10 protein-coding genes are annotated in these 12,906 nt (G+C 72.3%); 5 read left to right on the top strand and 5 right to left on the bottom strand.

The features are described 5' to 3' along the window. Window positions 1–71: 71 nt before the first annotated feature. Window positions 72–1,628 (bottom strand): GMC oxidoreductase, encoded by a 1,557-nt coding sequence (locus ACGFMK_RS47710; RefSeq protein WP_392778314.1) that lies wholly within the window; start codon window positions 1,626–1,628, stop codon window positions 72–74. Window positions 1,629–1,835: 207 nt separating this feature from the next. On the opposite strand from ACGFMK_RS47710, the gene ACGFMK_RS47705 reads away from it, so the two are divergent. Then, window positions 1,836–2,201, top strand: a complete 366-nt coding sequence (locus ACGFMK_RS47705) for an RNA-binding S4 domain-containing protein (protein ID WP_323322265.1) — start codon at window positions 1,836–1,838, stop codon at window positions 2,199–2,201. Between the two features lie 115 nt (window positions 2,202–2,316). On the opposite strand, the gene ACGFMK_RS47700 is transcribed toward ACGFMK_RS47705, so the two are convergent. Together ACGFMK_RS47700 and ACGFMK_RS47695 are read right to left on the bottom strand one after the other, a co-directional pair. Next, the gene (locus ACGFMK_RS47700; protein WP_392778311.1) at window positions 2,317–2,679 is read right to left on the bottom strand and encodes a glyoxalase; all 363 of its coding nucleotides are present in this window, start codon (window positions 2,677–2,679) and stop codon (window positions 2,317–2,319) included. Window positions 2,680–2,683: 4 nt separating this feature from the next. Beyond that, complete coding sequence (locus ACGFMK_RS47695) at window positions 2,684–3,553, bottom strand: alpha/beta fold hydrolase (RefSeq protein ID WP_392778308.1); 870 nt, start codon at window positions 3,551–3,553, stop codon at window positions 2,684–2,686. Between the two features lie 90 nt (window positions 3,554–3,643). On the opposite strand from ACGFMK_RS47695, the gene ACGFMK_RS47690 reads away from it, so the two are divergent. Together ACGFMK_RS47690 and ACGFMK_RS47685 are read left to right on the top strand one after the other, a co-directional pair. Next, complete coding sequence (locus tag ACGFMK_RS47690) at window positions 3,644–7,033, top strand: BTAD domain-containing putative transcriptional regulator (RefSeq protein WP_392778305.1); 3,390 nt, start codon at window positions 3,644–3,646, stop codon at window positions 7,031–7,033. Between the two features lie 285 nt (window positions 7,034–7,318). Beyond that, window positions 7,319–7,621: a cupin domain-containing protein gene (locus tag ACGFMK_RS47685; RefSeq protein WP_392778303.1), complete on the top strand. Its 303-nt coding sequence runs from the start codon at window positions 7,319–7,321 to the stop codon at window positions 7,619–7,621. A 3-nt stretch (window positions 7,622–7,624) separates the two neighbouring features. On the opposite strand, the gene shbA is transcribed toward ACGFMK_RS47685, so the two are convergent. Then, window positions 7,625–8,266 carry an RNA polymerase sigma factor ShbA gene (gene shbA / locus ACGFMK_RS47680; protein WP_392778317.1) on the bottom strand — a complete coding sequence of 214 codons (642 nt, stop codon included), beginning with the start codon at window positions 8,264–8,266 and terminating at the stop codon, window positions 7,625–7,627. Window positions 8,267–8,617: 351 nt separating this feature from the next. Here shbA and ACGFMK_RS47675 point away from each other — a divergent pair, with 351 nt between their 5' ends. Further along, window positions 8,618–11,365 carry a TIR domain-containing protein gene (locus ACGFMK_RS47675; RefSeq protein WP_392778300.1) on the top strand — a complete coding sequence of 916 codons (2,748 nt, stop codon included), beginning with the start codon at window positions 8,618–8,620 and terminating at the stop codon, window positions 11,363–11,365. On the opposite strand, the gene ACGFMK_RS47670 is transcribed toward ACGFMK_RS47675, so the two are convergent. Continuing rightward, window positions 11,358–12,323 (bottom strand): hypothetical protein, encoded by a 966-nt coding sequence (locus ACGFMK_RS47670; RefSeq protein WP_392778297.1) that lies wholly within the window; start codon window positions 12,321–12,323, stop codon window positions 11,358–11,360. The two genes, ACGFMK_RS47675 and ACGFMK_RS47670, sit on opposite strands and share 8 nt — an antisense overlap. Before the next feature lie 266 nt (window positions 12,324–12,589). Between ACGFMK_RS47670 and ACGFMK_RS47665 the strand changes: the two genes are divergently transcribed. After that, complete coding sequence (locus ACGFMK_RS47665) at window positions 12,590–12,748, top strand: hypothetical protein (protein ID WP_392778294.1); 159 nt, start codon at window positions 12,590–12,592, stop codon at window positions 12,746–12,748. Window positions 12,749–12,906 lie beyond the last annotated feature (158 nt).

Genomic DNA, 12,906 nt, shown 5'->3' with positions numbered 1-12,906 from the left:
CGCCCCCCGGGTGTTGTGTTAGAACCGGTTTTCTACCCGTTTTTCCCACTCACGACGAGCCGCGGCAGACCCTAGAAGTCCGTGGCGATGATCTTCTCGATGTTGCGCTCAGCCAGTGCCGTGATGGTGACGAACGGGTTGACGCTGGTGTTGCCGGGGATCAGGGAACCGTCGATCGCGTACAGGCCCTGATACCCGGCGAGCCTGCCGTAGTTGTCGGTCGCCTTGGTGAGCACCGCGCCGCCGAGCGGGTGGTAGGTCAGATGGTCGCCCCAGATCTTGTAGACGCCGAAGAGGTCGGTCCGGTAGATCGTCCCCTCCTTCGCGTTGATCTTGTCGAAGATGCTCTTCGCCATGTCGATGCCCGGCTGCTTCCAGGCGGTCTGCCAGTTGAGGTCGACCTTCTGCGTCGCCGGGTTCCAGCTGAACTGCGCCCGGTTCGGGTTCTTCGTGATGGAGAGGTAGAACGACGCCCACGTCTCGATCCCGGTCGGCAGCGGCGCGACCTCCGCGAACGCGCCGCCCGCCGCCCAGTTGTCGATGCCACCGCACGGGATGGACGACTGGAGGCTGCCCGTCGGGTCCCAGATCTGGTTGGCCCGCCCGACCATCACGTTCCCGTTGTCACCCCAGTTCTTGCCGACCTCGCCGTTGAGGTTCGGCAGCGCACCGGTGGCCTTGAGCTTCACGAGCAGCTTGCTCGTGCCGACGCTGCCCGCCGCGAAGAACACCTTGGCCGCGGTCACGACCTTGGTCGCCGTCACGTCGCCCGTGGTGTTGAGCTGCTCGATCGTGACGGTGTAACCGCCGCCGGACGCGGGCGTCACCGTCGCCACCCGGTGCAGCGGCGAGATGGTGACGCGGCCGGTCGCCTGGATCTGCGGCAGGTAGGTCTTCTGCAGCGACTTCTTGCCGTAGTTGTTGCCGTACAGGATCTCCCCGGCCAGCGCGGAGCGCGGCACGGTGTTGGCCTGCTCCTGCTTCATGTAGTTCCAGTCGTAGACGTCCGGGACGAAGACGAACGGGAACCCGGACCGCTGCGCTTGCTTCCGGCCGACCCGCGCGTACTGGTAGCACTCGGCGGTGTCGAACCAGGCCGGGTCGATCAGGCCGACGCCGAGACCGGCGTTGGCGCGCGGGTAGTAGGTGTTGTACATCTCGTTGGCGTCGACCGTCGGGAGGATCGCGCCGAAGTTCTCCCGCTTCGGCGTCACGGCCATGCCGCCGTTGACGAGCGAGCCGCCGCCGACCCCCCGGCCCTGGTACACGGTGATGCCGCTGAACTCCTCGGCGTCGAGGATGCCGGTGTACTTCGGGATGTCCTTGTCGATCGGGAAGCCGAGGAAGTTGGACAGCGGCTGCTTCGTCCGGGTGCGCAGCCAGAACGAGCGCTGGTCGGGCGTGGTCGTGTTGGCGAAGATCTTGCCGTCGGACCCCGGCGTGTCCCAGGCCATGCCCATTTCGACCAGCTGGACGTCGATCCCGGCCTGTGCGAGCCGGAGCGCGGTGACCTGGCCGCCGTACCCGGAGCCGATCACCAGCGCCGGGACGCGGGCCCCGTCGGAGATGGGACCGGCCGCTCTGGGCGTCGCACCGGCGGCTCGGCCGGCGAGAGCCGCGCCGGCCAAGATAGAACCTGTTCCTGCAATGAACAGACGGCGGGAAAGCGCCCCAGAATTTATTCTCCCCATGGCTTTGTCGCTCATGTGATGTTCCTCACCGTTGAGGTATTTAGAACACGTTATAGCTCACAGGTACAGACAAGTCGACATATACCCGCGAGTAACCTCCGGGCACGACGCAGTATTGGCGCGAATGGGCCATGATGGACGACTGTGGAGTCGACCCGAGTGGACCGCTGGCTGTGGGCGGTCCGGCTGACGAAGACCCGACCGGACGCCGCGGCCGCGTGCCGGGGCGGGCACGTGCGCGTCAACGACAAACCCGCGAAGCCCGCGACGACCGTGGTGCCGGGCGACGAGGTCCGCTTCCGGATCGGCGGAACGACCAGGATCCTCGACGTGGTACGGGTGATCCAGAAACGCGTCGGCGCCCCGGACGCCGCGACGTGCTTCGTCGACCGCACACCGAAGCCACCCCCGGAGTCGGCGATCCCGGTCGCCCGCCGCGATCGCGGCGCCGGCCGACCGACCAAAAGGGAGCGCCGCGTGCTGGACGCGTTCCGCTCGCAGGATTCCTGACCCGCCTGGTCCGGCCACCGTCGAAAGCCGTGAATGTCGCATTGAGGGACTCTGAGTCCCTCAATGCGACATTCACGGACTTGGGACCCGGGCGGGCGGGGCCGGGCGGGCGGCGCTACTTGTCCGGGGTCAGGAACTCCAGGCGGTTGCCGAGGCAGTCGGCCGTGTAGAACCGGCGGTGGCCCGGGAAACCGTCGTCCCACTCGACCGGGCTGCCGTGCGCCTCGAGGCGGGCGGCCAGTGCGTCCAGGTCGCCGGTGAGGATGCCCGGGTGGGCCTTGTGGGCGGGCCGGAAGTCCGCCTCGACGCCGAGGTGGAGCTCCAGCCCGCCGGCCCGCACCCACAATCCGCCGCGGGCGGCCAGTTCGGGCGGTTTCGGGATCTCGGTCAAGCCGAGCACGCCGACGTAGAATTCGCGGCAGCGGTCCTCGCTGCCCGGCTCGATCGCCAGCTGGACGTGGTGCAGGCCGAAGGTCATGCCTTCAGCGTGCCACCAGCGCGCGCAGTTCCTTCACGACGTCGGCGGGCGCCTCCTCGGCCATGAAGTGCCCGGACGACACCGTGCGGTGGCGCAGGTCGGCCGCCCATGGGCGCCAGAGCGCCGTCGCGTCGTAGCCGAGCGCGGCGCCCCAGTCCTGCTGCAGCACGGTGACCGGCATGCCGAGCCGATCGCCGGCCGCGCGCGACGCCGTGTCGTGCTCGACGTCGATCGTCGCGCTCGCCCGGTAGTCGGCCACGATCGACGGCACGGCCTCGCGGGAGGCCCGCAGGTATTCGGCGCGGACGCCGGCCGGGATCGCGTCCGGGGCCAGGGTCCAGGCGTCGAGGAAGTGCCCGAAGAACGCGTCGGGCGCGCCGGCGATGAGCGTCTCCGGCAGGCCCGGCGGCTGGGCCATCAGGTAGAGGTGGAAGGCGACGGCCGCGCTGACGCCGTGCAGGACGTCCCACATGTCCAGCGTCGGCAGGACGTCGAGGATCGCCAGGTGGGAGACGGCGTCCGGGTGGTCGAGGCCGGCGCGGAGGGCGACCAGCGCGCCGCGGTCGTGCCCGGCGAGGGCGAACCGCTCGTGCCCGAAGGCGCGGGCGAGGGCGACGACGTCGGCGGCCATCGTGCGCTTCGAGTACGTCTTACCGGTGTCTTCGGGCTTGTCGCTGTCGCCGTAACCACGCAGGTCGGGGACGAGGACCGTGTGGTCGGCGGCGAGATCGGCGGCCACGTGCCGCCACATCAGGTGCGTCTGCGGGAAGCCGTGCAGCAGCACGATCGGGGCGCCGGAGCCGCCGACGGCGACGTTCAGGGCCGTGTCGTCACCGACCGTGACGCGCTGGTAGTCGAATCCGGGGATGGGCATGGGGGTCCTTTCGCGGTGGTTGACCCCTTGAGCCTGCGTCAGGCCGATCAGCGTCCGGTCAGCGCCGGGTGAGCGCGTTACAGTGCGTGCATGGTCTGGTTCGGCGTGCTCGGTCCGCTCGTGGCCGAGGACGAGCGGGGTCCCGTGGCGCTCAAGGGCCCGCGGCACCGGGCGGTCCTGGCGCGGCTGCTGATCGCGCGCGGCCGGGTCGTGCCGGTGGACGTCCTGGTCGGCGACCTGTGGCCGGACCCGCCCGACGGCGCGATCGGCGCGCTCCAGACGTTCGTGGCCGCGCTGCGCCGAGCCCTGGAACCCGACCGGCCGCCGCGGACCCCGGCCACGTTGCTGGTCACTTCGGGACCGGGGTACGCACTGCGTGCGGAGTCCGTCGACGCCTGGAGTTTCGAGGCGGCGGTGACCACGCCCGGCGCCCCACTGTCCCAAGTGGACGAAGCACTCGGCCGGTGGCGCGGGCCGGCGTACGCCGAGTTCGCCGACGAGCCCTGGGCGCGAGGTGAGATCAACCGGCTCGAGGAGCTGCGGCTGCTGGGCGTCGAACGGCGGGCGTCGGCGCTGCTGGAGCTGGGCCGCGCGGCCGAAGCCGTGCCGGACCTGGAGGCGCACGTCGAGGCGCAGCCGTTGCGGGAGGACGGCTGGCGGCTGCTCGCGCTGGCCCTCTACCGGGCCGGGCGGCAGGGTGACGCGCTGGGCGCCCTGCGCCGGGCGCGGCACGTGCTGGCCACCGAACTGGGCGTCGACCCCGGCCCCGGCCTGCGGCAGGCGGAGGCCGACATCCTGGCGCAGGCTCCCGTCGCTTTGCCGGCGCCGGTGTCCGCCCCGCTCCTGGTGGGCCGCGCGGACGAGCTGGCTCTCTTGACGGCGGAATCCCGCACCGCGAGTCGCGGCCGGTTGCGGCTGGCCGTGATCTCCGGCGAAGCGGGCGCGGGCAAGACAGCGCTGACCGAGGCGTTCTCGGCGCGACTGGCCGCACAGGGCTGGACAACGGCGTGGGGCGCCAGCCCGGACGACGAGGGCCTGCCGCCGGTGTGGCCGTGGACCCGCATTCTCGGCGACCTGGGCGGAGCAGCCACCCTCACCGGCGAGCCGGGCGAGGCAGAGGTGTCGTCACCGGGCCGCGCCCTCTCCCCCGATCCCCAGCCGGGAGGGGCGGCGGTGTCGCCACCGGGCGGCGCGCTCTCCCACGATCCCCAGCCGGACGAGACGGCAGTGTCACCACCGAACCGCGCACTACCACTCAATCCCGACCCGGCCGGGACGGCGGCGCCGTCACCGGGCCACGCCCTCTCCCACGATCCCCAGCCAGGCGAGACGGCAGTGTCGCCACCGAACCGCGCCCTCTCCCTCGATCCCAAGCCGGTCGAGACGGCGGCGTCGCCACCGAGCCGCGCACTACAGCTCGATCCCCAGCCGGGCAAGGCGGCACCACCGTCACCGGACCGCACCCTCTCGCTCGATCCCCAGCCAGGCGGTGACCCCGTCGCGGCGCGGTTCCGGAGGCACCAGGCGGTCGCCGCCCACCTCGCCACGCTCGGGCGCACCGCCCCGCTGCTGCTCGTGTTCGACGACCTGCAGTGGGCGGGCGCGGAAACCCTCACCCTGCTGGCCTCCGTCGTGGCCGATCCTTCCGTGCGGCACGTGCTCGTCGTCGCCACGCACCGGAGCACCGACCTGCCGGCCACGCTGGCGGAGTTCCTGGGCCGCGTCGCCCGCGCCGAACCCGCGCGCGTCTACCTGGGCGGGCTGCCCGCGGACGACGTGCGCGACCTGGTGCGCGCGACGCTCGGCCACGACGTCCCCGGCCCGGCCGCGGCGGCGATCCACCGGCGCAGCGGCGGCAACCCGTTCTTCGTGCGGGAGCTCGCCCGGCTCTTCGACACCGACGCGTCGGCGGACGTGCCGCCCGGGGTCCGCGACGTCGTCCGGCACCGGACGTCCCGGCTGCCCGCCACCACGCAGGAGGTGCTGCGCCGCGCGTCGGTGCTCGGCCGGGACGTGGACCTCGGCCTCCTCGCCACGGTCTCCAAAACCGACGTTCTCGACGACGTCGAAGCCGCCGTCCGGGCCGGGTTCCTGGTCGAGCCCGCGCCGGGCCGCGCGCGGTTCGCGCACGACCTGGTGCGGGACACGCTGTACCACGATCTTTCACGCACGCGCCGGGCTCGCTGGCACGCCGACGCCGGTGAGGCGCTGGAGCGGCTGCGGCCCGGCGACGTCGACGCGCTGGCCCACCACTTCCTGCTCGCCGACAGCCCGTCCGCCGTGCGCTACGCGCGTCAGGCGGCGGAACGCGCCGAGCGCCGGGTGGCGCCGCACGAGGCGGCGCGGCTGTGGCGGGCCGCGCTCGACCGGGCCGGCGACGACGTCCGGGAGCGGCTGGACCTGATCATGGGCCTGGTGCGCTCGCTGGCCGTCACGGGTTCGCTTGCGGAGGCCCGGGAGCACCGCGCGGAGGCCGTGACGCTGGCGGAGACGCTCGGCGACCCGGTGCTGACCGCGTCCGTGCTGGGCGCGTTCGACGTCCCGGCGATCTGGACGGCCAGCGACGACCCGGACCTGGCCGCGCGGATCGTCACCGTCGCCGAAAAGACCCTGGTCGCGCTGCCGCCGGAGCGGCGGGCCGAGCGTGCGCGGCTGCTGGCGACGCTCGCGCTGGAACTGCGCAACACCGGCGGCGACCGCGGCCGGGAGGCGGCCCGGGAAGCCGAGGCGCTGGCGCGGGAACTGGGTGACCCGGCGCTGCTGGCGTTCGCGCTCAACGCGCGGTTCATGCAGGCGTTCGACCGGGCCGGCCTCGCGCCGGAGCGGGCGCGCATCGGCCGTGAACTGGTCGACGTCGCTTCATCGCACGGCTTGGTGACTTTCGAAGTACTGGGGCACTTGGTGCTGGTCCAGGCCTGTTCGGCGCTGGCCGACCTGCCCGCGGCGGACACCCACGCCGCCGCGGCCGACCGCCTGGCGGAGGTGCACGACCTGCCGCTGGTCGGCGTGTTCACGCAGTGGTACCGCGCGCTGCGGGCGAGCATCACCGGCGACCCGGCGGCGGAGGCCCGGTACCGCGCGGCGGCGGCCCGCCTCCCGGGCACGGGCATGACCGGCCTGGAGGACGGCATCCTCGACTTCGCCCTGCTGTGCCACCGAGTCCAGCGCGGCGAGTCCACAGTGGACTATCGCGGCGAGGCTCCGCACGACCTCCTGTACGAGGCCCACCTGTGCCTCCAGGCCCTGACGTCCATCGCCTCCGACGACGTCCCCACCATGACCCGCCTGTACAACACGCTCCTCCCGGCGGAGGCCGAGCTGGCGGGCGCGGGCAGCGGCCTGCTGACCCTCCGCCCGGTGGCGTTCTACCTGGCCGAACTGGCCACCGCCCTGGGCCTCCCCGCCACGGCCCACCGCCGCACAGCCCGGCACCTAGCCCGCCGCTGCAACGCCCCCCACTGGATCAAGTCCCTCACCTAACCGCCCCCCAGGTACGCGTGTCGTCCCTCCAGGAACGCGTGTCGTCCACCCAGGTACGCGTGTCGTCCACCCAGGTACGCGTGTCGTCCCTCCAGTCACGAGTGACGCCCCTTCGATCACGCGAGATGCCTCCCCCATCACACGAGTCCGACGTACCGGACCGGCGAACTCGCGTACCCAGACGGACGACACGCGTACCTGGACGGACGACACGCGTCCGGAGGGTCGGCACCGCCTGCGGAAATCCGCCACCGCGCCTCGCGACTGGCGCCTACGCTGGGACGGGTGAGCGACAGCGAGAACTTCGAGGGGCGCGACGTCGGGTCCGGGATCTCCGTCATCCGCGAGAGCAGCGACGTCGTCGGGTCCGGGCCGCGGCTGCACCGGCACCCGTACGTCGAGACGTTCGTCATCATCCGGGGGCGGGCCCGGTTCACCGTCGGTGACGAGGAGCGTGACGGTGGCGCCGGGGACGTGCTCGTCGTCCCGGCCGGCACGCCGCACAAGTTCGCCGTGCTCGGGCCCGGGGTCTACGAGGCCGTGCACATCCACGAGAACGACCACTTCGTCACCGAATGGCTGGAGTGAGGCTCAGACCTCGCCGTCGCCGATCATGCCGCGCAGCTTGGTGAGCGCGCGGTACTGCGTGATGCGGACGTTGCCCGCGGAGATGCCCAGCGCCTCCGCGGTCTCGTTCGCCGAGAGGCCGACGACGACCCGCAGCGACAGGATCGCCTGGTGCAGCGGCGGCAGCGTCGCCATCAGGCGGCCCAGCCGCGCGCCGAGGTCCAGCTCCAGCACGTGGTTCTCCGGCTCGTTGCCGCCCAGCGGCCGGTCCGGCAGCTCCGACACGGGCTTCGAGCGGTCGCGCGCCACCGAGCGGAACGCGTCGGCGACCTTGTTCGCCGCGATCGCCCGCACGAGGTACAGGAACGAGCCGCCGCGGTCCTGGTAACCCGGCAGCACCTTGAGCACCGCGAGCAGGACCTCCTGCGCGACGTCGTCGGCCGAGAGGTACGACAGGTCACGGCCGCCGATCCGGGCGCGGCAGTAGCGGGCGACGGTCGGCTTGATCAGCCGCAGCAGTGCCTGGATCGCCTCCGGGTCCCCGGTGCGCGCCGCCGCGACCACCGGGTCGAGGTCCTCCTTGGTCAGCTTCCCCTCCGGCCGGGGAAACCGGCCAAGCACGGTGTAACCGTCGACCTCGTCCGCCAGAACCGTCTCCGACGCCATGGTTTCCATGGGGTTCCCTCCTCGTTCCGCCACTGCCCGCCGATGGCGGAAAAGCGTTCTGCGCAGGAACCCGATTTCTGTTCCGGCAATCGGATATCGAGGCGTTGACCAGCAACGTTGCACGACCGGGGTTCTTGTCCAGATATTGTCCGTTAACCAGAAACGGCCCAGCCGGGTTACCCGGCGGTCACCACCGGCGCGCGCACTGGTCAAATTCTTGACAGTTCACGCCGTATCGCGGGAACCGGTAGCGAAATCGCGCCCCGCGACGATGCTCCGCCCGTGAATGTCCCCTACTTCCAGGACCTGAACCGATGATCACCCATTGAACGCCACCGGAGAGTGTGCCCGATGACGGATCCCGATCCCGGCCTGCCCGTTAGCCGTGCGGCGGACCGGTTCGACGTGTTCCTGTGTTCCGCGCGGGCCGCCCAGGACGACGCGGTGGCCGAACGGATCGAAGAAGCGCTGCTGGCCGGCGGGCTGCGCGTTTTCCGGCCCGCCAGAATCGACGATTTCGACAAGATCGACGGGGAAACCGCCGACGCGATCGCCGGCTCGCGCGTCCTTCTCGCCTGCTATTCCCGCCTTCTGCCGACCCGATACGCCTGCCAATGGGAACTGACGGCGGCGTTCGCGGCCGCCCGGCGCCACGGGAATCCGGCGGATCGGGTGCTGGTGCTCAATCCCGAATCCGGTACCGCACACGTCGCGCCGGCCGAACTGGTGGGCGCGCGGTTCTTCACCGGCCCGGTGACCACGGCGACCCTGCCCGATCTGGTCGCGAAAGTACGCCGGAAAGTGGCCGCGACGGACGGCCCGCTCGGGGCGCCCACCGGACGCCCGGCCCCGGGCCGGCCGGTGGGCCGTTACCCGGCGCTCTGGGCCGTCCACGGCGCCCTCTTCCCGGGCGGCACCGCGAATGCACGGCCGGTGGCCGTCGTGCGCGGGCTGGCCGGCGTCGGCAAGACGGCGCTGGCCGAGCGGTACGCCGCCCTGTTCCACGACGCCTTTCCCGGCGGGGTCATCCGGACCGGCCCGTTCGGCCACCACGACCCCGACGACTTCCTCGCGCAGTTCCACCTCGGGCTCGCGCGCGCGGCCGCGCGGCGGCTCGGCACGGACGTGTCCGGCCTGGACCTCGACCGCCTGCGCGCCCTGCTCGCCGACCGGATCGGCGCGGCCCGCGAGAAGGTGCTGGTGCTCGTCGACGACGTGCCGGCCGGGCTGCCGCCCGCGGTCCTCGACCGGCTCGTGCTGCCGAGCGACCACGTCCGCACCCTGGTCACCGGCCGGTCCGGCCCGTGGGCCGCGGCGACCGTGGACCTCGCCGGGCTCACCCCCGAGGAAAGCGTGCGGCTGTTCTCCGAGTTCCGCGCGCCCGCCGGCGACGTCGAGCGCGCGGCCGTGCTGCGGTTCGCCGACCGCTGCGACGGCCACCCGATCACCTTGCGCGCCACCGCTTTCACCGTCCGGCACCGGTCCCACGCGCTGACCGGCGAGGTGCTGGACGCCCTGCCCGACACGGCGCCGCAGGCCGTCCGGGACCTGCTCGTCGTGCTCGGCGGCCAGGCCCGCGAACTGGTGCGGCTGGGCGCGGTGCTCGCGCCCGTCCCGATCCCCCTGGCGCTCGCTTCCGAGGTACTGGGCGGGATCGAGGACGCGGCCGCGGAGCTCGTCACCCGCGGTCTCGCCACGGAAAACGCGGACGGCCTGCGGTTCCAGGCCCTCACCCTCGACGTCGCGCGCACCGAGTCCGCCGCGGACGACCTCCCGGCCCGCGCGGCCGAAGTCCTGCTCACCTGGCTGGCCGCGGGCCGCGGACCGCGCGACTTCCTGCTGCAGCACGCCCGCGTCGTCGCCGAGAGCGCACCGGCCCAGCGGGTGCGGCTGCTGCGCCCGATCGCGGCCGCGCACGAGGCCCAGGGCGATCCGGCCACGGCCGGCGAGGTCCACGCCGTGATCCTCTCGACCGGCGAAGGGACGTCGGCGGACTACACCGGCGCGGCCCGCGTCGAGATCGCCTGCGGGCTGTACGCGGAGGCCGTCGGGCACGCGCGCGAGGCGCTCGCGCTGGCCGGCGGCGACGCGGAGCTGCACGCCGCCGGTCTCACCGCGGCACAGGCCCTCGACTGCCAGGGCGACTACGCCGAAGCCGACCGGACGTTCTGGCGCCCCGCCGGCGACCGGCTGCCCGAGAACGGCGAGGAGCGCTACCGGTTCGCCGCCGCCGCGGCCCTCGCCCATCGGCTCCGCGGCCGGCCACGGGACGCCGTCGCGCTCCTCGAACCGGTGCTGACGGAGGTGCGAGACGCGCCCGGCGAACTCGCCGCGGCCGTCCGCCTCGAGTACGCGCGAAGCCTGCAGCTGACCGGACAGCCGCGGCGCGCACGGGAGATCGCCGGCGAAGTCGTCACGGCCTACCACGCCGCGGGCCGGGACCGGCACGCCCGCTGCGCCGAGGCGGAGCTGGTCCGCGCCGACGCGATGCTGGCCCTCGACCTGGCCGACCTGCGCACCGCCCCGGCCGACTGGGAACGTTCGGCGGCCGCGCTGCGCGAGCTCGCGGAGGGCTACGCACGCCGCTACGGCAGCGAAAACCCGCTGACCCTGACGGCGACCGCGCTCGCCGATCGGGCGCTGCTGGCCCTCGGCCAACCCAAACGCGCGCTGGCCGTGCTGTCGGCGACCGAGCAGGTCGTGCTGCGGGTGCTGGGCGGGGATCACCCGCTGCGGTACCGGATCCGGCACGGCATGGGCCTGGCGCACGGGCAGCTGCGCGAGTTCGGCCGCCAGGCCGAACTGCTGGAAGGTGTCCTCGAGCCGCAGATCCGTCTGCTCGGCCGGACCCACCCCGAAACCATCGAGAGCCGCCTGGACCTCGGGATCGCGCTCGCGCTGAGCGACGGCCCGCGCCGCCGCGCGACCGAACTCGTCGACGGCGCCGCCCGCGACGTCGCCGACGCGCCCGGCGTCAGCACGGAACTGGCGGCCAAGGCCCAGGCGGCCAAGCAGGTCGTGCGGCTGCCTCAGCCGTTCGTGTCCGCCCTGTTCACCGTCGAGCGGGTGATCTGGCCGGGCCGCGCCGGCGTCAGTTGACGTCCGCGGGCTGCCAGCGGATGCCGTAGGCGAAGCCGGGCGCCAGGTTCCGGAACCGGACGTGCACCTCGCCGGAGTCGTCGGCGGTCAGCGCCGTCCCCCGCGTGGACGTGTCGCGGGCGTCGTCCTGGAACGCCTTTTCCAGCAGCACGATGTGCTCCGGCACCCGGTCGCCGAACTTGACGTGCAGGTCGAACAGATCGCACGGGTGACGCGGCACGCACACGTAGTGCGGTTCCCGGATGCTCGCCCGGAACCGCAACGCGATTTCGTGCTGTTCGCCGCGCCGCAGCGGTTCGGGCAACCGCAACGCCAGCCCGATCCGGTCACTCGACTCCATCGCCCGGCTGGTGAGCACACCACCGTGGAAGACGTCCACCTGCAGATCCGACTCGTGCACGGATTCGCCTGACTGGGCGGCCGCGCTCAGCGTCAGTGCCAGATCCAGCTCGGTGATTTCGTCGGCGTCCGCGACCACCCGCCGGAATTCGAACGCCTCGGCCGCCGGCTGCCCCAGCGTCAGCGCCACCCGCAGTTCTTCGGTGTGCCAACTGCGGCTCGGATACCGCGGCCCGGGATCCGGCTCGACCACCTTGACCGCCATTGCGGCGATCTGTTCGATCCCTTCGTCGATGCGACGGCGGACCGTCCGGTCGTCGCGCTGCAGCGTGATCGCGGCCCAGCGCACCCGCTCCTGGTAGAACGGCTTCCGCGCCATCTCGTGCAGGGCGAACGCGGCGAGCAGGACGACCTTCAGGTCCTCCGGCAGCGCTTCCACGAGCGGCCGCAATCGACCCGACAGTTTACGCTGCATCTCGGCCTGGTCGTCATCTTCCAGAATGCCGCATATGGCGCGCAGCGCCGGCCCGACCCGATCGCCGAGTGGTGTGGTGAAAATTCCCCTCCCCTTACGGAGAATCTTCAGCTCGCCGACCACATCCGCCGCTCTGAGGACCACCGTTCCTCCCCTCGCCGTTCCGCGCACGGGGGTCAATACTCGTCAGCACCGCGGCCCCTGTCCAGTCGATCATGGTACGGCATACGGATCGTTATCCCGCGGTTTCCTTTCCTCGCGTTAAGCGGAAACAGGAAACTCCTTGTCGAGCCGTTCGAGACGGCCGCATTCTTGTTGGGCCGCAGCGATTCCGCGGCAAAAACCACAAGACCACGGGCGTTCCCGTGTTGCCGAGTGCTGCCCTGGTGCGCGTTGTCGAAGGAGTCGAAATGAAGGTGTTGTGTTCGTTTTCGCTGCTCCTGCGGCTGGCTTTCTGGGTGGCGGGCTCGGCCCTCGTGGCCGGCCTGCTGCTGGGCCACCAGCAGGAGCCGGCCCCCGTGGAGCGGGTCACCCCCGTGGCCGCCGCACACGGAGAGGAGGTGCGGTAACCATGCAGACCCACGCGATCGGGCTGATCCTCGCCCTGCTGACCGTCGTCTTCGGCTGAGCACGCCGAGGACGAGGTCATGCGTGACGAACACGGGCTGTGCACACAGCGGCCGGCCCGGGCCCCCGCCCCCCCCCCCCCCCCCCCCCCGCCGTCCGC

The sequence above is a fragment of the Amycolatopsis sp. NPDC049252 genome, from assembly GCF_043197175.1.
Taxonomy (GTDB): Bacteria; Actinomycetota; Actinomycetes; order Mycobacteriales; family Pseudonocardiaceae; genus Amycolatopsis.
The sequence above is the reverse complement of the archived record's forward strand: the minus strand, read 5'-3'. Positions and strand labels throughout refer to the sequence as shown.

What these genes read in the sequence shown, in the direction of transcription:
- ACGFMK_RS47690 (WP_392778305.1), top strand. Translation starts at nt 3,644, where the DNA reads ATGGTCTGGTTCGGCGTGCTCGGTCCGCTCGTGGCCGAGGACGAGCGG.
- ACGFMK_RS47665 (WP_392778294.1), top strand. Translation starts at nt 12,590, where the DNA reads ATGAAGGTGTTGTGTTCGTTTTCGCTGCTCCTGCGGCTGGCTTTCTGG.
- ACGFMK_RS47700 (WP_392778311.1), bottom strand. Translation starts at nt 2,679, where the DNA reads ATGACCTTCGGCCTGCACCACGTCCAGCTGGCGATCGAGCCGGGCAGC.
- shbA (WP_392778317.1), bottom strand. Translation starts at nt 8,266, where the DNA reads ATGGCGTCGGAGACGGTTCTGGCGGACGAGGTCGACGGTTACACCGTG.
- ACGFMK_RS47695 (WP_392778308.1), bottom strand. Translation starts at nt 3,553, where the DNA reads ATGCCCATCCCCGGATTCGACTACCAGCGCGTCACGGTCGGTGACGAC.
- ACGFMK_RS47675 (WP_392778300.1), top strand. Translation starts at nt 8,618, where the DNA reads ATGACGGATCCCGATCCCGGCCTGCCCGTTAGCCGTGCGGCGGACCGG.